The following is a 20113-nucleotide window of genomic DNA, read 5'->3' as shown; positions in this document are numbered from 1 at the left end:
GTTTCAGGTTTGAAATGCGAAATTGGACTTTTAAATTGTTTCAGCTTTTGAAATTTGAAAAGAAAAAATCTTGATACCTTGAACTCCTAGCCCCGATGGGAGGGAAAATCCTTTTGTGCCGGGGTTCGGCACAAAAGATTGGAAGGACAGCGGGAAATAGCTCCTGAAAAAACTCCTCGAAATAACAGGAAAAATAATAAAAAACTTTGGTATTTAGAAACTTAGCAAACTAGCCACTTTTTTAACTACCTTTGCAAAAAATTAAAATAAAGCATTTTGGATTACAAGGAGTTAGGTTTTTAGGGAACTAAAAATCTGAAATCTAAAATCTGAAATCAAAAATTCAAAAAAATGAATAACATTGTTGCGATAGTAGGAAGACCTAATGTAGGGAAATCAACCCTTTTTAATAGGCTGATACAAAGAAGAGAAGCTATTGTAGATTCGGTTTCTGGGGTGACCAGAGATAGAAACTACGGTAAAAGCGAGTGGAACGGAAAAGAGTTTTCTGTAATTGATACCGGCGGATATGTTCGCGGATCTGATGACGTATTTGAAGGTGAAATTCGTAAACAAGTGGAGCTTGCTATCGATGAGGCAGATGTTATTATTTTTGTGGTTGATGTAGAAGAAGGTATTACGCCAATGGATGATGTTGTTGCGCGCTTATTGCGTAAAGTGACAAAACCAGTTTTATTGGCTGTAAATAAGGTTGACAACGCGATGCGTGAGAAAGATGCAATTGAGTTTTATAACCTTGGTTTAGGAGAGTATTTCACGTTTGCAAGTATTTCAGGAAGTGGAACTGGAGATTTATTGGATGCTTTGATTGAGTCTTTTCCAGAGAAGCCGGAGCCTGTTCAGGAAGAAGTGGTTTTACCTCGTTTTGCTGTTGTAGGTCGCCCGAATGCTGGAAAATCAAGTTTTATCAATGCATTAATTGGTAAAGAACGTTTTATGGTAACTGATATTGCAGGAACTACGCGTGATGCAATTGATACAAAATTTGACCGTTTTGGTTTCGAATTCAACTTGGTTGATACTGCGGGAATCCGTCGTAAGGCTAAAGTGAAGGAAGATTTAGAGTTTTACTCGGTAATGCGTTCTGTACGTGCGATTGAGCATGCTGATATTTGTATTTTGGTTATCGATGCAACCCGTGGATTTGAAGGTCAGGATCAGAGTATTTTCTGGTTGGCAGAGAAAAACCGTAAAGGTGTTGTAATCCTGGTAAACAAATGGGATTTGGTAGAAAAAGATACCATGTCAACCCGTGATTACGAAGAGAAAATCAAAAAAGAATTAATGCCTTTTACAGATGTGCCAATTTTGTTCGTTTCGGCTTTAACGAAACAACGTTTATTGAAAGCATTAGAAGCTACGGTTCAGGTTTTTGAAAACAGAAAACAAAGAATCGCTACTTCAAAATTCAACGAATATATGTTGAAAGTGATTGAAGCTTATCCGCCGCCAGCGACAAAAGGTAAATATGTGAAAATTAAATATTGTATGCAGTTGCCAACTCTAACACCTCAGTTTGTGTTTTTTGCTAACATGCCACAATACGTTAAAGAACCATACAAAAGATATCTTGAAAATAAAATTAGAGAAAACTGGGACTTCGCAGGAGTGCCGATAGATATTTATATTCGCGAGAAATAATAAAATAAGTCAATATATATTAAACCCTTATAAATGTTCAATTTATAAGGGTTTTTTGTTGTTTGTGTTGAGCCAATTGACCTAAACCTTTGTAGCTGTTGCGTGCCGTATTTATTTTAGGTCTTGATTCCACTTAATTAGTTTTCCGTCAGTTTTTATTTTCTCTAGTAGCGCAGATTCATTTTCCATTACTTCTATTATTATATTGATTAATTTGTCTGCTCTTTTTTCATTTTCTGTGCTAAAACTATAAAAAGCAACATACATTCCTTCTTCTGGATCCGTTTCCATATTTGGCAAAACATCGGGATGATTTTTTTGAAGATAATAATTTAGAAAGGCTTCCCAATCGTAGCCGTTCATAAGCGCTATATTTGGAAGTAATCGTGTTATAATTTTTCCAAAAGTGTTACTTACACTTTTCTTAATTTTTTTTCCTATTTCCATAACTATGTTTTGTTCAATAAAGAAACATATAGATATGCTTTTAGGATTCTCGGTTATTACTTTTTTTACGTAGTCAGCCATCAATTAAATTCTATCTGTTTTTTGGTTTTAGATTTATACCGCTTCTTATGAATATGGCATACAACGTTCTGGTGCTTAGCGAGGTTGGACAATAAAGACGCGGGATTTTTTTCGGTTAAACACAAATCTTTCAAATACAAAACCATCTTTAAATTCAGCCTAAAAACCTAATCTCGCAAAACGACTGTTAGCGGGTGTTATTTTTTCTTCATTTGTAATCTTTAAATAAAATCTTTCCAAAATCTTTTGGAGTACTTATATTTTCAGTAGATTCTCCATCTCCATACCTGTGAACGAATTTTGAACCCTGTCGATGTAGTAACCAGTTTTTATCTGCCTCCGAATATTTAAATGTAATTATCTCATAAGTACCAGATGTATTACCATATCCTGTATATTCAAGAGAGAAGTAACCGTTTTTAATTACTATTTTATCAAAAAGATGGCCATCTACATTGTCTAATTCTATGTTGTCATTTTGGACTACAAATTTATAAGTTCCGTTATTTTGACCGATGAATATGTAAAAATGTTCGCTCGTCTCAGACTCATTTACTTTTTTGAATCGCAATATAATATCATCAAAATTGTCGCGGTTCAAATCACCTGAATATACCTGACATTCAGCGGTAGAAGCAGGGATGTAATTCTTAATTTTCATACGGAGCATGGCATCATACATATTCAATTTGATATTGCCGAAATATCCATATCCATTGTCTCCCATATCGGCTTTGTTAACTATTGTTGGTTTTTTCAGAACAGGTGCAAAAATTTTGTGCTGAAAAAGTTCTTCATCATAGTTTAAAATCCAAAAAGGTTTGCCGGATTCGTCTGCATGATATTTAAATGTGATTTTTCTATAGCTCCCAACAGTATTTTCTTTACCGTTATATTTAACTGTAAAGTCGCTGTCTTTTGAAATTGTGACTGCGTCAAAAATCATCCCATCTTTATTGTCAAAATAAAAGATGTCTTTATTGTAAATTGTTATCGTTCCATCTTTTTTTTCAAGAAGTATATAAAAATGTTCATTTTCTAACGGTTCATTTATTACTTTGAAACGTAGAATCGCATCTTCAATTCCATCACCATTCAAGTCACCAACATAAATGTGGGTTTCTGAAGATATAGTTGATTTAGGAACGAATTCTTTCGCTTTCTCTTTGGAAATTCCTTGCCCTAAACAATTAATAAGACAACAAAAGAATAAGATAGTTGTAAAATATTTAGCAAAATTCAATTTTACCATAGTCTTTTCCTGTTTAGATGTTCGTTTTTTTATAATGCCCGCTAACTCGTAAATATGTGTGACATAATCACACAAAGCCACCCAATTTTGGCTAGTCTGTAAGACAACCGTCATACTTTATTTAAACCAAATATAGAGATAATTCTTAATAACCCATCAAAGGTTTTTAGGTCTAAGTTTTAATTTTGAAAACCTTATTTTCATGGAATTGGTAAATTATTTAGATAAATGTAGAAACTACAACTAAACCTTTTAAGTCTTTTGCAGTCTTACAGTTCTAACCAACCAATTTTATGACCAAGTTTTATTCATTTTTACTTTTATTCATTTTTTGCTACACTGCCAGTGCACAGAATGATATTACGATCAAAGGAACTGTCCTGGACATTAACACGCAACAGCCTTTGGAGCTTGCCACTGTTTACTTTACTACAGTAAAAGATTCTACTATAATCGAATATGCTACGACAGACAAAAACGGAGTTTTTAGAATCAACACTAAAAAAATAGACAAACCTGTTTTATTAAAAATAAATTATATTGGATATCAGACTTTTGTTGAGGAGCAAAAAGGACTTTCGGAGAGCAAGGATTTTGGTAAATTATACCTGCTGGAAAATGTAAATGCATTGGATAATGTGGTAATTAAAACGGAGGCTCCGCCCATTACAATGAAAAAAGATACGTTAGAATTTAATGCGGCTTCGTACAAAGTGCGCCCGGATTCTAATGTTGAAACTTTATTAAAACAATTGCCCGGAGTTGATGTTGATAACGACGGAAAAGTAACAGTGAATGGGCGAGAGGTGACACAGTTCTTGGTTAACGGGAAGGCCTTTTTTGATAAAGACGGGGCGTTACTTTTAAAAAATTTGCCTGCTGAAATTGTAAAAAAGGTTCAGGTTTCAGATTTCAAATCAAAAAAAGAGGAACTTGCGAAACAGGAATCTACCTCAGATTATTCGTCGATTAACTTAACGGTTGACGAGAAGAAAAATAAAGGGTACTTCGGAAAAATGCTCGCCGGTTATGGTTCTGATGAACGTTATGAAAGCAGTCTTTTGCTGAATTTCTTCAATAATAAACGAAAAATAAGTGTTTTAGGATCTTCAAATAATATCAATTCAACTGGTTTTGCTCAGGATGAGGTGTTTGATAATATGGGCGGTGGAAGAAATAACAGCGGAAGAAATACAGGTTCTACCGGAGGCGGAAAAGGAATTACACAATCTAATTTGTTCGGTGTTAATTATACTGATGACTGGTCTAAAGAACTAGCTGCAACGGCAAGTTATAATTTTGCGAATACGATCAATAAAAATGAAAGTAAGGCAAATCAGCTTAGTTTTTTGCCAACGGGAAATATCCTAACGGAATCAGATGCTAAAACCAGAAATGAAAATACAGAGAACAAAGCAAATTTCGAATTGGAATATAAAATTAATCCAACTACCAGACTTGTTGTTTCTCCAAAACTGAATCAGGCAAGATCAAATAGCGATTCTTTTTCTTCTTCTTCTTCAGATGATGAAAACGGTCAGGCCATGAACGAAAGTACGGCCAAATCGTATAGAGAAAACACCAATACGAATTTTGCGAATACCATCAATTTTAATAAGGCGTTCGAAAAGAAATCGCGTAACCTGAGTTTTGTTTTTGATAATAACAATACAAATACAATTTCGGACGGATTGAATAAATCGGAAACTATTTTTTATCAGGGTGATAAACCGAATGATTTGAGAGATCAGGATACCAAAAACGAAAATTCAAGTGATTATTATTCGGCAGATATTGAATATACAGAACCTATTACAGATTCATTGCGAGTACGATTTGGTTCTGATTTTGATTGGCGAAATGAAGTAAAAGATCAAAAAACCTTTGATTTTGATGCTGCGACACAAGCCTACACGGATCTGAATCAATCATTAACAACTTATACAACTTCCAGACAAAATTCAGTTAGCCCGAAGGTTGGAATTACGTTGCAAAAAAGTAAATACACCATAAATCTGGATTCGAAAACGTCTATTGTCGATTATGATAATTACGCATTGTATCTGGGTAAAGAGACTGAATTAAATAAGAAATATGCTTTGCCTTTTGCGACTGCTCAATTTAGATATCGATTCAGCCGGTCAAAAAACCTGACTTTAAAATACGATTACTCCAACACGCTGCCGGCTTCCAATTATTTACTGCCAGTTGCAAATTTAAGTAATCCATTAAATACGATTATCGGAAACCCGAATTTAAATCCAATTGAGAAAAATACGTTGAGTTTCAATTATAGAAATTTTGATTTCAGAACTCGTTCCGGATATAGTTTTAATGTGAGAGGTGATTATTTCAATAATGATATTTTTGCGACATCTTTTTATGATGACAGTGGTAAAAGAACAACTTCTTATATCAATACATCGGGGACTTATGTAGTTGCGGCTGATGCCCGTTGGAATCAGTCAATCAAAAAAGATGCAAATGTTTTTAGATACGGTTTGGCTTTAAACGGAACCTATTCTTTTGATAAAGGCTTTACCAATGCGGTGATGTACAACGCAAAATCTACGGCTGTAACACCAAAGGTATATTTGAGTTATGAGTACGGAGAAGTACTTGTCATTTCGCCATCTTATAGTTTGTCATACAATGAAACAAAATACGAGAATTATAATAGAGATGCCAGTTCAAATGTGCTGCATAAAGTTAATTTGCAAACCACTACGTATTGGCCGACAAATTTAATTTTCGGAAATGACTTTGGATACACTTATAATTCTAATATTTCAGGCGATTTCAAAAAAGATTTCTTTTTGTGGAATACAAGTTTATCCTACGGTTTTTTCGACAAAAAAATCTATGCAAAAGTAAAAGTATACGATATTCTAAATCAGAATCAGAGCGCTACCAGAACCATTTCAGCAACTTCTATTCGTGATGAAGAAAATACCGTTCTTAAAAGATATGTAATGTTTTCTTTGGCTTATAAAATTGGAAATTTCTCTGGAAAAGAAGGGCAAAAGAGAAAAGGCGGAGGAGGAGAACGTCAGGAAAGAGAAGAATAGGTTTTTTATAAAATTCCAATCTAAAAAATTCCAAATTTCAAGCTTTAAATTTGGAATTTGGAATTTTTTTATTTTGGAATTTTTATTTTTCACAACTCCCAATTCAAAATTCAGAAATGTATTTACGAAAGTATAAAATTGGTACCTTTTTGTGATTATAAAAAAACGGGGCAAGTTTAAACTTGCCCCGTTTTGGATATTTAGAATTCAATTAATTTGTTATAATGAATATTTCAATGTAACTCCATAAGTTCTTTGATCACCTAATACAGCTGCATATTGTCCTGCGTTTCCACCGGCAGGTAATAATTGCTCATAATAATCCTTGTTTAAAAGGTTACGTCCCCAGAAGTGAATCGATAATCCTTCAGCAGCACGGAAACCTAAACGAGCGTTAAAAATCGCATATCCGGGAACTACTAAATATTTTGAAGCAGAAGGACTTGAAGAGAATTCAGAACGTGCATAAGAATCAATCGCTACGAAAACTTTACCTGCATTTCCAAAGAATCTGGCATTGTCAGAAAGCTCACCTCCTAAAGATCCTGCCCATCTTGATGCGCCAGGTAAATCACTTCCCGAAACATCTTTAAAGGCTACAGGAGCTCCAGTTTCTTCTAATGGAAGCGGTGCATTCGTAAACTTAACATAAGTACCTTCGGTATAAGTTGCAGCTCCATTAATCGTTAAATGTGGATTTACTACAAAACTAGCATCTAACTCAGCACCTCTTACACGTACTTTATCTGCGTTGGCAAGATAACCGCGGTTTACTCCTAATTCAGCTGCCTGAACGTTGGTTTGGAAATCTTTAATTTCTGTGTTAAATAAGGCCAAGTTGAATATTGAATTTCTGAAAGGAGAAGTTTTAACTCCAACTTCATAATGATTTACTTTTTCAGGTTTGATAACCGCCAGATCAAGTAATGGTTGTCCTTTTGAATCGGTTGGAAGTCCCGCAACATTCACACCAACTGGTTTGTAGCTTTTTGCATAAGTTGCGTAAGCATTAATTTTGTCAGATGCTTTATAAGTCAAAGTTAAATTACCTGAAAAGTCAGTATTGTCGGTATTAGAATCAAATGCCTGATCTGAGTAAACTGATTTTTTCAAAGCAATTAATGCAGGATCATTTGTTTGCAAACCTCCGTATGTTGTACGAGCATAATGCGCGTCTTTTTTATCAAAATTATATCTTAAACCTGGTAGAACGTGGAAACGCTCTGTAATAGCCCAGTCTAATTGACCAAATACTGCCGCACTCGATGCTCTGATGTTTGCATCTGTTTTGATTCCGTATCCTTCAAAAAGGCCTGGAGTTTTCCATAATGGACTAGTTGAACTTTGAGCAAATCTCCATTGTGCATTTCCAGACTCTTCAGTTCCATCTGTTTGAGAAGTTTGATCGATGAAGAATACACCTGCAACACCACTTATTTTTGATGTTAATTGTCCTGCATAACGAACTTCTTGCGTGATTTGCGTTTGTCTTGTAGGGTTTTGTGATTTAGCTAATACTTGTAATCCTGTAAAATCCCTGTCATTTGATGGATCCCAATTCCAGAATCTCCAGGCAGTTGTCGATGTAAGTGTTCCGCCACCAATTTTGGTGTCAATGTTAAGCGAAACACCTCCCATGTCTTGTCCTGAACGCCAAGGAGTATCCTGATCTATTTTACGATCAAAAGCATTTAAACTTGGTAATTGATATTTCAAATCTTTAATAATTGCATCAAACTGACGGTATGCAGCTCTTTGAGTTGGAGCAACACCTGCCACTACCTGAGCATATCCGTCAGGACGCTGTGTGGTAATATCTGCTGCTAAAATAACATTTGTATTTACTGTTGGAGTCCAAAGTAATTGACCTCTAATTCCCTGATTGTTTAAAGTATTAGTGGCTCTGCCTGTAACAATATTGTCAACTAAACCATCACGTTGTGTACCTGAAAAAGAGATACGACCTGCTACTTTTTTGCCTAATGCACCTGTTACAGAAGCTTTAGCCTGTAAGAATGCATAATTTCCGTAACTTACTTCAAAATCAGCTCCTGTTGTAAAACTTGGTTTACGAGTAGTGATGTTAAAAGCTCCTGATGTTGTGTTTTTTCCAAACAATGATCCCTGTGGTCCACGTAAAACCTCGATTTGCTCCACATCAATAAAATCAAGTGTTGTAGCAGCCGGACGAGCATAATATACACCATCAACATAGAAACCAACACCCGGATCGATACCGTCATTTGTTAGTCCGAATGGCGAACCTAGACTACGAATGTTAATTCCGGTATTTCTAGGATTCGAAGAATAAAGCTGTACAGACGGAACTAGCTCTTTAATACGGTTCACGTTAAAAGCTCCCGTTTGTTCTGCTTGTTTTCCTGTTATTACAGAAATTGCAATTGGCACATCCTGCACTTTTTCGATACGACGTCTTGAAGAAACTACAACTTCTATTAATTCATTTTCTTCTTTTAATGTTACTTGTAATGGAGTCGTTGGTATGGCATCAAGTTCAATTTCGGTAGTTTTGAAGCCAACATATTGAACTAAAATAGTGATTGGAAGTTTTCCTCTTGAGTCTATTGAGAATTTTCCGTTTGAATCGGTAGTTGTATTAGAAGTAGTTCCTTTTATTACAATGTTAACTGCTTCTAATGGATTTTTTTCTGATGTTGTTACGACACCTTCAATTTTTTGTGCGTATGATGTTGTAAAGGCTAATAGTATAAAGATACTTGTAAGTGATATTTTGTATATTTTTTTCATTTTTATATTAAGTATATGTGATTAGTAGAATTTAAAATAAATTTTTTTTTACCAACACATGCACATGATAAGTGAATTGTTTTTCACGGTTGTGAATTGACTTCTTAAATTTCTTTGCAAAAGATTTTTGGATACACCTGATGGTCTAAAATGTACTTTCATGGTTTAATTTTCTAAATGATTTGTTAAATATTTTTGGCAAATATATACAAATTCTATTAAACCGATAGAGTTTAGGGAATATTTTTTTATTTCTTTACTAATGAGGCGATTGTAATACCTTCCATAGCCTTCAAAGTTTTGTCTCTGATTAGCATTAAACCGTGACGCAGACTGCATTCAGACTCAGTTTTACAATCGGAGCAGGGCTCATAAAAGTTTAAAGATGCACAAGGTAAAAGCGCAATTGCACCATCAAATAAACGGTGAATTTCAGCCAAAGTAATTTCATTTTTGGATTTTATCAGATAATAACCGCCAAATTTTCCCTGCTTACTGCTCACAAAACGGCCTCGTTTTAGATCTAATAAAATTTGCTCTAAAAACTTTTTTGGAATATTGGCACCATCAGCAATTTCTATCGTTTTAGAAATGTGATTTTCGTCTTGTTCTGCTAAATATAGTAAGGCTTTAAGGGCGTATTTTGCTTTATGTGATAACATCTATATTTAATTATGAATTATAAATTGTGAATTATGAATTTAACTTGAAACCTGAAACAAATAAAACCTGAAACAAAATCTCTACCAGCCTCCGCTAGAACCTCCGCCTGAGAATCCGCCTCCGCCAAATCCGCCACCGAAGCCACCGCCGCCTCCGCCAAAACCACCTCCTGATGATCCTCCGCCGAAGCCGCCAAATCCTCCGCCGCCGCTTCTGCCAAGACTACTTAACAGAATTACGTCCATTAGGCTTGGGCCTCCGCCACTATTGCCGGAATTTCCTCCACCGCCTCTTTTATTTCGTGACAGTAAAATTAATACAATTACAACAATTACAATGAAAGGGAATATCGGAAAGCTTTTTCCTCCTTTGCTTTGTTTTCTTTCGCCTTTGAATTTTCCTTTAAAAACATCAATTATAGCATCAGTTCCTTTATCAAGACCGTTATAAAAACTTCCCGCCTTAAACTCAGGAATAATAATATTTCGGATTATGGTTCCGCCAATTCCCGCCGTCAAACGATCTTCTACACCGTAACCAGGATTGATTGCGATTTTCTTTTCGTTCTTAGCCAATAGAATAATAACACCATTATCGTCTTTTGCAGTTCCTCCAATTCCCCAGGTTTGCCCCCATTTCGTAGCTAATTGACTTACATCTTCGCCTTCCAGGCTTTCAATCGTAATCACTACAATCTGAGTTGTGGTAGAATCAGCATAATGAATTAGTTTTTCTTCTAATTGCGCTTTCTCTGTGGCACTTAAAATATTTGCATAGTCATAAACCGAAGTCTGTTTTTCAGGAATTTTAGGAATTGTAAATTGTGCAAAAATATTATTGCAGATAAAAAATGCGATAAGCAAAAAAGTAAATGGAAAAATTCCGTTGGAATTTGGGATTTTATTGTTGGAATTTTTCATCATTTATCCTTTTGAGATTTCGTTAGATAATTCGTTTGTGTCATCTTCTGACCACGGAAAGTGTTTTTTCAATTGTTCACCGGCACTTAAAATACCATCAACAATTCCTTGCTTAAAATTTCCAAATTTAAATTGAACTGTCATGATATCTTTAGTAGTATTCCAGAAATCTGGAGCAACAACATCATTTATGCCTTTATCTCCGCAAATGGCGAAACTTTTATCCGCTACGGCAAAATAGAATAAAACCCCATTTTGTTGTTGGGTTTCATTCATTTTTAAATCATAAAAAACTTCTAAAGCCCTGTCAAAAGGAACTTTAGAAGTTGTTTGTTCTATATGTACTCTAATTTCGCCAGAAGTATTTTTTTCGGCCACGCGAATGGCTTCAACAATTGCTTGCTCATCTTCTTTGGATAAAAAATCTTCTACTTGTGACATTGGAGTTATTTTAGATATTAGATAGTTAGATGTTCGATTTTTAGACTAAAACTTAGATTCTAAGAAGTCTAATAATCCAAAGATCTAAATTTAGAATTTTACTTCAACCGGCTTATCAGCACCTGCAACAGCTTCAAAATATGGTTTTTCTTTATAGCTTAAGAACCAGCTGTTTGGAATTGCAAGAACGTAACCATTATAATCCTGTACAGCTTCGTTAAAACGGGTTCTGGCCGTTAAAATTTGATTTTCTGTACTAGCCAATTCATCCTGTAATTTCAGGAAATTTTCATTTGCTTTTAATGTTGGATATTGTTCAACAGAAACCAATAATCTTGATAAAGAGGAAGATACTCCGCTTTGTGCCTGGTTGTATTGTGCCAATTGCTCAGGAGTTACGTTGCTTGGATCAATGGTTACCGAAGTAGCTTTTGCTCTGGCTTCGATTACAGCAGTCAAAGTTGATTTTTCAAAATCTGCTGCACCTTTTACTGTGTTAACTAAATTCCCGATAAGATCATTTCTTCTTTGGTAAGTCGTACTCACATTTCCCCATTCTTTATTAACTGCCTGATTTTTTTGCAAACCAGTATTTTTGATTCCGATTGACCAAAAAGCAATAATAGCAATTAGTACTACAATAATTCCTACGGGGATTAACCATTTTTTCATATCTGTTTTGATTTAAATTTATTTCTAATTTTTAATAAATATACTATAATTCGTTCTTTATTTCGTTTAATTGTGTTTTTATGGTCTCTAATTTACGTATTATTTCGAATTTATCAAGTGTTTTCTTTTGTCCTTCTTTCAAATGTGTTTTGGCACCTTCCAACGTAAAACCTCTTTCTTTAACCAAATGATAGATCAACTGCAGGTTTGTAATATCTTCCGGCGTAAACATTCTGTTGCCTTTGGCATTCTTTTTAGGTTTCAAAATATCAAATTCACTATCCCAAAACCGAATCAGTGATGCATTGACATTAAAAGCTTTGGCTACTTCGCCAATGCTGTAATATCTTTTATCTTTTGAAAGCTCAATATGCATGTTTTGTAATTTTCTATTTTAATCCAAAAATAACACTTTTTAAAGTATTAATCTAATGACTGATTTTCCTGATTCGCCATTTGTGAAATTGCCACATATTCTACAGCCGAAATATTTCCGTAATAAAAGTTCAGCGGATTAACGACTTTTCCATCTTTATGAACTTCGTAGTGGCAATGCGGGCCTTCAGATCTTCCTGTACTTCCTACATATCCAATAACATCGCCTCGTTTCACACGTTTTCCAACCCTGCAATTGTATCTGCTCAGATGTGCATACAAACTTTCGTACCCAAAACCATGCCTGATGACAACATGATTTCCAAATCCGGAAGCCGAATTATCTGCTCTTGCCACAACGCCATCTCCCGTTGCATAAACCGGAGAGCCTGTGTTGGCAGTAAAATCCATCCCGTTGTGCATTTTTCGCACTTTGGTGAAAGGATCAATTCTATATCCAAAACCCGAAGCTATTCGTTTTAAATTCTCATTTTGAACGGGCTGAATTGCCGGAATAGCCAATAATAAATTCCCTTTTGTACTCGCTAATTTCAAAATTTCATCCAATGATTTTGACTGAATCGCCAGTTCTTTCGAAAGTTTATCAATTCGCTTTGTAGTATTTAAAACCAATTGCGAATTGTTATACCCTTCTAAATCTTTATATCTTTTAGGATCATGAAATCCTGCTTTTCGAATAGAATCCGGAATTTCCGTTTTATTAAAATATACTCTGTAAATATTATTGTCTCTATTTTCAAGGGCTTCAGTTACATCATCAATTTCGTCCATTTTTTTATTCAAAATAGCGTATTGCAATTTCAAATTGTCAATTTCACGTGCCTGTAAGCGATCTTTCGGAGTTTCGAAATAAGGAGTATTGATTAAAAGAACAAAAACTAAAAAACCAAACAACGCTGAGGCTAATAAAAACAGTAGAGCGTAACCAATTTTAGCCCTTTTTCTGGTTTTAATTTTTGTATAAGCCAGATTTTCTGAGTCGTAATAATATTTTACTTTCGCCATATTTTAAAATACCCTATTTTTGCAGCTTGTAAAATAAGTTAGTCGAACAAATTTAGTAAATGTTTCAGTTGTTCGCCTCTTTTTTTCAAGTTAAAAAGTAATTAGATAATTGAGTCAATTAGATAATTAGATAATGTAAAAAATAGGTAATTTATTGTTTTGAGCTATGACTTTTAGTTTGAAATTATTTAATTGTCACATTATCAAATTACCACATTATCAAATTATCTAATTGTCACATTATCAAATTGGCACATTAATAAAAATATGAAATCACAAGACGTACGTAAACAATTTTTAGACTTTTTCGAGAGCAAAGGACACACCATTGTTCCTTCAGCTCCTATTGTAATTAAAGACGATCCAACCTTAATGTTTAACAACTCGGGAATGGCCCAGTTTAAAGAATATTTTTTAGGAAACGGAACTCCAAAAAGTCCAAGAATAGCCGATACGCAAAAATGTCTTCGTGTTTCAGGAAAACATAACGATCTTGAGGAAGTAGGTATTGATACCTACCACCACACTATGTTTGAGATGTTAGGAAACTGGTCTTTTGGTGATTATTTCAAAAAAGAAGCAATCAATTGGGCTTGGGAATTATTGACAGAAGTTTACAAAATTGATAAAGATATTTTGTACGTAACTGTTTTTGAAGGAAGCGAAGAAGAAAACGTTCCTTTTGATCAGGAAGCTTACGATATTTGGAAAACTTTAATTGCGGAAGACAGAATTTTACTTGGAAATAAAAAGGATAATTTCTGGGAAATGGGAGATCAGGGACCATGCGGACCTTGTTCTGAAATTCACGTTGATATTCGTTCTGCTGAAGAAAAAGCAGTTACGCCAGGAAAAGATTTAGTAAATAATGATCACCCGCACGTTGTTGAAATCTGGAATAATGTATTCATGGAATTCAATCGTAAAGCGGATGGATCTTTAGAAAAATTACCTGCTCAGCACGTTGATACCGGAATGGGATTTGAGCGTTTGTGTATGGTTTTACAAAACGTACAATCCAACTATGATACGGATGTTTTCACACCGCTTATCAAAGAAATCGAATCTATTACAGGAACAAAATATACAATTAAAGCTTCTAACGAAGCGGAAGAAAAAGTTAATATTGCCATTCGTGTTATTGCAGATCACGTTCGTGCCGTAGCTTTTGCTATTGCCGATGGTCAGTTGCCTTCTAACACAGGAGCAGGATATGTAATTCGTAGAATTCTACGTCGTGCAATTCGTTACGGTTTTACTTTCCTGGATACAAAAGAGCCATTTATTTATAAATTGGTTGAAGTTTTAAGCACGCAAATGGGAGGTTCTTTCCCGGAAATCAGGACACAAAAATCACTTTGTGCTAACGTAATTAAAGAAGAAGAAAATTCATTTTTGAGAACATTAGACCAAGGTTTGATTTTGTTGGAAAACATCATTTCAAATTCTGCAGAAACAACCATTTCTGGTAAAAAAGCATTTGAATTGTTTGATACTTACGGTTTCCCAATCGACTTAACGGCTTTGATTCTTTCAGAAAAAGGATTGCAGTTAGACGAAGCAGGTTTCGAATCGGAATTACAAAAACAAAAAGAGCGTTCTCGTGCTGCTTCAAAAGTGAAAGCGGGAGACTGGCAAATTTTGATTGATGATGAAGATGAAGAATTCATTGGTTACGACCACACTGAAGCGAAGGTAAAAATTACACGTTACCGTAAAGTTGAAAGCGCTAAAGATGGCGAAGTATTCCAAATTGTATTCAACATGACACCTTTTTATCCGGAAGGAGGAGGGCAAGTAGGAGATAAAGGATATTTCGAAGCTTCAAACGGAGATGTAATCTATATTTTTGATACTAAGAAAGAGAATAACGTAATCATTCATTTTGCGAAAGATTTACCAAATAATTTATCTGAAACGTTCAGGGCTGTTGTAGACAAAACGATTCGTAAAAGTTCGGCTTCAAACCACTCTGCAACGCACTTAATGCACCAGGCATTACGTCATATTTTAGGGACGCACGTAGAGCAAAAAGGATCTTTGGTAAACCAAAAGAACTTACGTTTTGACTTTTCACATTTCTCAAAAGTAACGGACGAAGAATTGCAGCAAGTTGAAGATTTCGTAAATGCGAGAATTCAGGAGCAATTACCATTGATTGAAAGAAGAAATGTTCCTTTTAAACAAGCAGTTGAAGAAGGTGCAATGGCATTGTTTGGAGAGAAATACGGAGATAATGTTCGTGCGATTAAATTTGGAGACAGCATGGAATTATGTGGAGGTATTCACGTAAATAACACTGCTGATATCTGGTATTTCAAAATTGTAAGCGAAGGTGCAGTAGCGTCTGGAATTCGCCGTATCGAAGCAATTACAGCTGATGCTGTAAAAGAATATTTTGCAAGTCAGGCGGATAAATTAAAAGAAATCAATGGTGTATTGAAAAATGCACAAGATCCTATAAAAGCGGTTATTTCATTGCAGGATGAAAACGCTAAACTGAAAAAGCAATTGGAGGCTTTATTAAAAGATAAGGCTAAAAATATGAAAGATGATTTAGCTAAAGAATTACAAGAAATCAACGGAATCCAATTCTTAGCAAAACAAGTTGATTTGAATCCGGAAGGAGCAAAAGACTTAGCGTACGAATTAGGAAGCTCATCTAAAAACTTATTTTTAGTATTAGCAACAGCTGAAGAAGGAAAACCAATGTTGACGTGCTATATCTCGAAAGAATTAGTAGCGGAGAAAAACTTAAACGCCGGACAAGTTGTTCGCGAATTAGGAAAATACATCCAGGGTGGAGGAGGAGGGCAACCTTTCTTCGCAACTGCAGGAGGTAAAAATGTTGACGGAATCGCAGAGGCTTTGGCTAAGGCTGTAGATTTTGTTAAATAAGGTTCTGAGAAGCTAAGGAACTAAGACTCTAAGGTTTCACACCTTTTATAATAAAAGAAAACCCCTTTCATTTAAGATGAAAGGGGTTTTTGTATTTATATTTTTTTATTTTATGTCATTTCGACGAAGGAGAAATCCTCGCAAATAACTCCGCAACGAGAATCCAATCTTTTCTCCTTCGTCGAAATGACAAATAGTACGTTATCCTAATAAAAACTTAGAACCTTAGTTCCTTAGCTTCTCAGAACCTTTATTTACGTTCCCCGATCTGTTGACGCCACATAGCGTAATACAAACCTCTCTCAACGATTAATTCTTCATGTTTACCTTGCTCGATGATTTTACCTTGTTCTAGTACAAATATCTTATCAGCATGCATTACTGTTGATAAGCGGTGCGCAATTAAAACCGTGATTCTGTTTTTGTCTGAAATGTTTCTGATCGTTGCGTTAATTTCTTCTTCCGTAATAGAATCTAATGCAGAAGTTGCTTCATCAAAAATCAATAAATTCGGGTTTCTTAAAATAGCTCTGGCGATTGATAAACGTTGTTTTTCACCACCCGAAACTTTAATTCCTCCTTCACCAATCGTGGTGTTTAAACCATCTTCGGCACGTTTTAATAATTTTTCGCAGCTTGCTCTTTTTAAGGCATCGTAAACCTCTTCATCAGTTGCGTTTGGTTTTACAAACAATAAATTTTCACGGATTGTTCCGGAGAATAATTGAGCATCCTGAGTTACAAAACCTAATTGTTTTCTTAAATCCAATAAATCAATTTCTGTAGAGTCAATATCGTTATATAAAACCTGACCTTCAGCCGGCGTGTATAATCCAACTAACAATTTCACTAAAGTCGTTTTTCCAGAACCTGATGGTCCGACAAAAGCAACGGTTTCACCTTGTTTAATGTCGAAATTAATGTTCTCAACCGCTTTGAATTTAGCCGTTTTATGTTGGAAACTTACATTAGAAAAAAGCAAAGATTGAATAGCGCCAACATGTTTTGGATTTTTTGGACGAAACTCTTTTGGTGCACTTAATAATATTTTGAAATTCTCCATTGAAACTTTAGTTTCATTCAAAGCAATAATGAAATTTCCTAATTCCTGTAAAGGTCCAAAAATGAAAAAAGTAAAAAATACCATGGTCAATAAATCTCCCACAATAATTTTATTTCCGAATAAGAAATAATACAAAGTAAAAACCACGCAGGTTCGTAAAAAATGAACTGTGGTTCCCTGAATAAAACTCAAACTTCTGATAAAACGGATTTTCTCCAATTCCAAATGTAGAATTTTAAAGGTATTTAAGTTTAAACGCTTTTCTTCCTGATAGGTTAATCCAAGGCTTTTTACAAGTTCAATGTTTCGTAAACTTTCCGTTGTAGAACCCGCCAAAGCATTAGTTTGATTTACAATTTTTTTAGAAACAACTTTAATCTTTTTTCCTAAATAAGAACTTACCAAAGCAATAATTGGAGCCGTAATTAAAAAAATAATCGAAATACGATAATCGATTCGGGCAACATAAACGATGACAAATACAAATCCGATTACGGTTTGAAAAATCAAAGAAATCGAAAGTGTAATTAGTTTTTCAGAATCAGAACGTACTTTAGTCAGTTTACTCAAAGTTTCACCGCTTCGCTGATCTTCAAATTCGGCAAAAGGCAAATCGAGTGATTTCTTGATTCCGTCCGTATACATTTGTGCGCCAGTTCGCTGGATTACAACGTTGGTGAAATAATCCTGAAAGTTTTTGGTAATTCTGGAAATCATTGCGGCACCAAGTGAAAGCCCAAGCCAGAACGATAAAGATTTTATAAAACCAGTTGGATTACCAGCATATTTGTGTAATCCTACACCGCAATCCTGCATTAATTTACCGGTAATAATAGAATCAGATAAACTGAAACAAATGTTTATAGAGGCCATAATCAAAGCAAAAAACAGAAGCATTTTATGTTTGATTATATAAGAATATAGTAATTTCATAAGTGAATTTTAATTTATGGGAGATGCAAAAGTAAGCAATAGTTTTAGTTAGATAAGTTGATTTATGTTATTAAAAACCTAATATAATTGATTATCTTTTAGCGTTGATTTTAAGCTTAATAAATTTTAGGCAAATGGGTCAGAGTATATTGTGCTACTTTAACTCTAATGAATTTCACGCAAAGTCGCAGAGTCGCAAAGTTTTTATTTAGATTAAACACAATACTCTTTGCGACTCTGCGACTTTGCGTGATTTTTCTTTTCCAAATTTTAAAAAAAAACACTTTCAAAAAACATAAAATAAAGTAGGTTTTTTCTGTTTTTTTGTAAAAAAAATATAATGACAGAAAATGAAATTTCATCTATTGTAGTTGATGTATGCTACAGAATACATGTAAAACTTGGACCAGGATTGTTGGAATCAGTTTATGAAGCAATTTTATATCACGAATTAGTAAAACGAGGATTAAATATTGAAAGACAAAAGCCACTACCAGTCATTTGGGATGGAATAGCTTTAGATATTGGATTTCGAGCAGATTTGATAGTAGAAAATAAAGTAATATTAGAAATCAAATCAGTTGAGCAAATTATTGAGATTCATGGAAAACAAGTTTTGACTTATCTTAAAATCACAAAAATGAAATTAGGATTGCTGATTAATTTTAATGTACCGATTATAAAATTAGGTATCAAAAGAGTCGTCAGTAATCTTTAACTTTGTTTAAAACTTATAGCCATGCAATTCAGAACCCAAATTCCACTATTAAAATCCAATAATCCAATCGATTATAATTCGAAAGTGCTTTCGTTTGGTTCTTGTTTTGCGGAAAATATGGCAGAGAAATTTGATTATTTTAAATTTCAGAATGAAACAAATCCGTTTGGGATAATCTTCAATCCGGTTTCAATTGAAAAAGTAATTGAAAGAGCAGTTCACGAAAAAGAGTTTACAGAAAAAGACATTTTCTTTCATAATGAACGCTGGCATTCTTTTGAAGTGCATTCAGATTTAAGTAACTCAGACAGACAGGAATTACTCGAAACTTTAAATAAGGCGATTTCAGAAACTCATAAACAATTAAAAGAAGCATCACACATTATCATTACGTACGGAACTTCCTGGATTTACAGAAATCTGGAAAGCGATGAAATTGTTGCCAATTGTCATAAAGTTCCTCAAAAGCAATTTGCAAAAGAATTATTGCCTGTTGATGTAATTCAGAAAAGCATTCAAAATACCATCGCTTTAATTCAGACTTTAAATCCAAATGTAAACTTCATTTTTACGATTTCGCCCGTACGCCACATTAAAGATGGCTTCGCAGAAAATCAATTGAGTAAATCGCATTTATTCACAGGTTTGCATTCGACTTTTGACTTTCGACTTTCGACTATGAATTACTTTCCGTCTTACGAAATTATGATGGATGAACTTCGTGATTATCGTTTTTATGCCGAAGATATGCTCCATCCAAATCAGGTGGCGATTGATTTTATCTGGCAGAAATTTGTAGAAAATTATATGACTTCTGAAAGCATTACGATCATGCAGGAAGTTTCAGAAATACAAAAAAGCCTTCGTCATCGAAGTTTCAATCAAGACTCAGTACAACATCAAAAATTCCTTGCTAATCTCCAGCAGAAAATAAATTCTTTACGCGAAAAACTTCCTCAGGTTAAATTCTAGTTCACTCATAAATTGAATAGCCGTTGGTTTTAACCAACGGGTTTATAAAGGTGTTTTTGCTTGGCTTTAGCCGAAACTAAGCGCATAATTTGGCGAAAGCCATATATTGTCCATTTATATTTCCGTTGGTTAAAATCAACGGCTATTCAAAAA

At 34.5% G+C, this 20113-nt stretch carries 15 protein-coding genes; 5 read left to right on the top strand and 10 right to left on the bottom strand.

The features are described from left to right. The first annotated feature begins 351 nt into the window (after positions 1 to 351). Complete coding sequence (gene der, locus J2X17_RS17800; protein WP_310301081.1) at positions 352 to 1662, top strand: ribosome biogenesis GTPase Der; 1311 nt, start codon at positions 352 to 354, stop codon at positions 1660 to 1662. Positions 1663 to 1773: 111 nt separating this feature from the next. Here der and J2X17_RS17795 read toward each other — a convergent pair whose 3' ends face one another. Continuing rightward, positions 1774 to 2190, bottom strand: coding sequence for an Imm51 family immunity protein (locus tag J2X17_RS17795; RefSeq protein ID WP_310301078.1), 417 nt, complete (start codon positions 2188 to 2190; stop codon positions 1774 to 1776). A 208-nt stretch (positions 2191 to 2398) separates the two neighbouring features. Further along, positions 2399 to 3556: a hypothetical protein gene (locus J2X17_RS17790; RefSeq protein ID WP_310301075.1), complete on the bottom strand. Its 1158-nt coding sequence runs from the start codon at positions 3554 to 3556 to the stop codon at positions 2399 to 2401. Between the two features lie 179 nt (positions 3557 to 3735). Here J2X17_RS17790 and J2X17_RS17785 point away from each other — a divergent pair, with 179 nt between their 5' ends. Beyond that, on the top strand, positions 3736 to 6510 hold the full coding sequence (locus J2X17_RS17785) for an outer membrane beta-barrel protein (RefSeq protein WP_310301072.1): 2775 nt from the start codon (positions 3736 to 3738) through the stop codon (positions 6508 to 6510). Positions 6511 to 6729: 219 nt separating this feature from the next. Here the strand turns inward: J2X17_RS17785 and J2X17_RS17780 are convergent, their stop codons facing one another. The 7 genes from J2X17_RS17780 to J2X17_RS17750 form a co-directional block, all read right to left on the bottom strand. Then, positions 6730 to 9279, bottom strand: coding sequence for a TonB-dependent receptor (locus J2X17_RS17780; RefSeq protein WP_310301070.1), 2550 nt, complete (start codon positions 9277 to 9279; stop codon positions 6730 to 6732). A gap of 248 nt (positions 9280 to 9527) precedes the next feature. After that, the gene (locus J2X17_RS17775; protein ID WP_310301067.1) at positions 9528 to 9941 is read right to left on the bottom strand and encodes an RrF2 family transcriptional regulator; all 414 of its coding nucleotides are present in this window, start codon (positions 9939 to 9941) and stop codon (positions 9528 to 9530) included. A gap of 81 nt (positions 9942 to 10022) precedes the next feature. After that, complete coding sequence (locus J2X17_RS17770) at positions 10023 to 10862, bottom strand: TPM domain-containing protein (protein WP_310301140.1); 840 nt, start codon at positions 10860 to 10862, stop codon at positions 10023 to 10025. Positions 10863 to 10865: 3 nt separating this feature from the next. Further along, positions 10866 to 11303 carry a TPM domain-containing protein gene (locus J2X17_RS17765; RefSeq protein WP_310301064.1) on the bottom strand — a complete coding sequence of 146 codons (438 nt, stop codon included), beginning with the start codon at positions 11301 to 11303 and terminating at the stop codon, positions 10866 to 10868. 90 nt (positions 11304 to 11393) lie between these two features. After that, a complete protein-coding gene (locus J2X17_RS17760; protein WP_074659903.1) occupies positions 11394 to 11975 on the bottom strand; it encodes a LemA family protein in 582 nt (193 codons plus the stop codon). Positions 11976 to 12018: 43 nt separating this feature from the next. Beyond that, complete coding sequence (locus tag J2X17_RS17755; RefSeq protein ID WP_026985753.1) at positions 12019 to 12351, bottom strand: MerR family transcriptional regulator; 333 nt, start codon at positions 12349 to 12351, stop codon at positions 12019 to 12021. A 47-nt stretch (positions 12352 to 12398) separates the two neighbouring features. Next, a complete protein-coding gene (locus tag J2X17_RS17750; RefSeq protein WP_310301060.1) occupies positions 12399 to 13376 on the bottom strand; it encodes a peptidoglycan DD-metalloendopeptidase family protein in 978 nt (325 codons plus the stop codon). 267 nt (positions 13377 to 13643) lie between these two features. Between J2X17_RS17750 and alaS the strand changes: the two genes are divergently transcribed. Next, complete coding sequence (gene alaS / locus J2X17_RS17745) at positions 13644 to 16274, top strand: alanine--tRNA ligase (protein WP_310301057.1); 2631 nt, start codon at positions 13644 to 13646, stop codon at positions 16272 to 16274. Positions 16275 to 16524: 250 nt separating this feature from the next. On the opposite strand, the gene J2X17_RS17740 is transcribed toward alaS, so the two are convergent. Continuing rightward, positions 16525 to 18270 carry an ABC transporter ATP-binding protein gene (locus J2X17_RS17740; RefSeq protein ID WP_310301054.1) on the bottom strand — a complete coding sequence of 582 codons (1746 nt, stop codon included), beginning with the start codon at positions 18268 to 18270 and terminating at the stop codon, positions 16525 to 16527. Between the two features lie 340 nt (positions 18271 to 18610). Here J2X17_RS17740 and J2X17_RS17735 point away from each other — a divergent pair, with 340 nt between their 5' ends. Both J2X17_RS17735 and J2X17_RS17730 read left to right on the top strand, forming a co-directional pair. Beyond that, the gene (locus J2X17_RS17735; protein ID WP_310301051.1) at positions 18611 to 18988 is read left to right on the top strand and encodes a GxxExxY protein; all 378 of its coding nucleotides are present in this window, start codon (positions 18611 to 18613) and stop codon (positions 18986 to 18988) included. Between the two features lie 21 nt (positions 18989 to 19009). Beyond that, entirely contained in the window at positions 19010 to 19960 is a 951-nt protein-coding gene (locus J2X17_RS17730) for a GSCFA domain-containing protein (RefSeq protein ID WP_310301048.1), read from the top strand. Positions 19961 to 20113 lie beyond the last annotated feature (153 nt).

The sequence above is a fragment of the Flavobacterium aquidurense genome (genome assembly GCF_031458035.1).
Classification (GTDB): domain Bacteria; phylum Bacteroidota; class Bacteroidia; order Flavobacteriales; family Flavobacteriaceae; genus Flavobacterium; species Flavobacterium aquidurense_C.
The sequence above is the reverse complement of the archived record's forward strand: the minus strand, read 5'-3'. Positions and strand labels throughout refer to the sequence as shown.

What these genes read in the sequence shown, in the direction of transcription:
- J2X17_RS17770 (WP_310301140.1), bottom strand. Translation starts at nt 10,862, where the DNA reads ATGAAAAATTCCAACAATAAAATCCCAAATTCCAACGGAATTTTTCCA.
- J2X17_RS17795 (WP_310301078.1), bottom strand. Translation starts at nt 2,190, where the DNA reads ATGGCTGACTACGTAAAAAAAGTAATAACCGAGAATCCTAAAAGCATA.
- J2X17_RS17735 (WP_310301051.1), top strand. Translation starts at nt 18,611, where the DNA reads ATGACAGAAAATGAAATTTCATCTATTGTAGTTGATGTATGCTACAGA.
- der (WP_310301081.1), top strand. Translation starts at nt 352, where the DNA reads ATGAATAACATTGTTGCGATAGTAGGAAGACCTAATGTAGGGAAATCA.
- J2X17_RS17730 (WP_310301048.1), top strand. Translation starts at nt 19,010, where the DNA reads ATGCAATTCAGAACCCAAATTCCACTATTAAAATCCAATAATCCAATC.
- J2X17_RS17785 (WP_310301072.1), top strand. Translation starts at nt 3,736, where the DNA reads ATGACCAAGTTTTATTCATTTTTACTTTTATTCATTTTTTGCTACACT.
- J2X17_RS17760 (WP_074659903.1), bottom strand. Translation starts at nt 11,975, where the DNA reads ATGAAAAAATGGTTAATCCCCGTAGGAATTATTGTAGTACTAATTGCT.
- J2X17_RS17790 (WP_310301075.1), bottom strand. Translation starts at nt 3,556, where the DNA reads ATGACGGTTGTCTTACAGACTAGCCAAAATTGGGTGGCTTTGTGTGAT.
- alaS (WP_310301057.1), top strand. Translation starts at nt 13,644, where the DNA reads ATGAAATCACAAGACGTACGTAAACAATTTTTAGACTTTTTCGAGAGC.
- J2X17_RS17740 (WP_310301054.1), bottom strand. Translation starts at nt 18,270, where the DNA reads ATGAAATTACTATATTCTTATATAATCAAACATAAAATGCTTCTGTTT.
- J2X17_RS17765 (WP_310301064.1), bottom strand. Translation starts at nt 11,303, where the DNA reads ATGTCACAAGTAGAAGATTTTTTATCCAAAGAAGATGAGCAAGCAATT.
- J2X17_RS17755 (WP_026985753.1), bottom strand. Translation starts at nt 12,351, where the DNA reads ATGCATATTGAGCTTTCAAAAGATAAAAGATATTACAGCATTGGCGAA.
- J2X17_RS17750 (WP_310301060.1), bottom strand. Translation starts at nt 13,376, where the DNA reads ATGGCGAAAGTAAAATATTATTACGACTCAGAAAATCTGGCTTATACA.
- J2X17_RS17780 (WP_310301070.1), bottom strand. Translation starts at nt 9,279, where the DNA reads ATGAAAAAAATATACAAAATATCACTTACAAGTATCTTTATACTATTA.
- J2X17_RS17775 (WP_310301067.1), bottom strand. Translation starts at nt 9,941, where the DNA reads ATGTTATCACATAAAGCAAAATACGCCCTTAAAGCCTTACTATATTTA.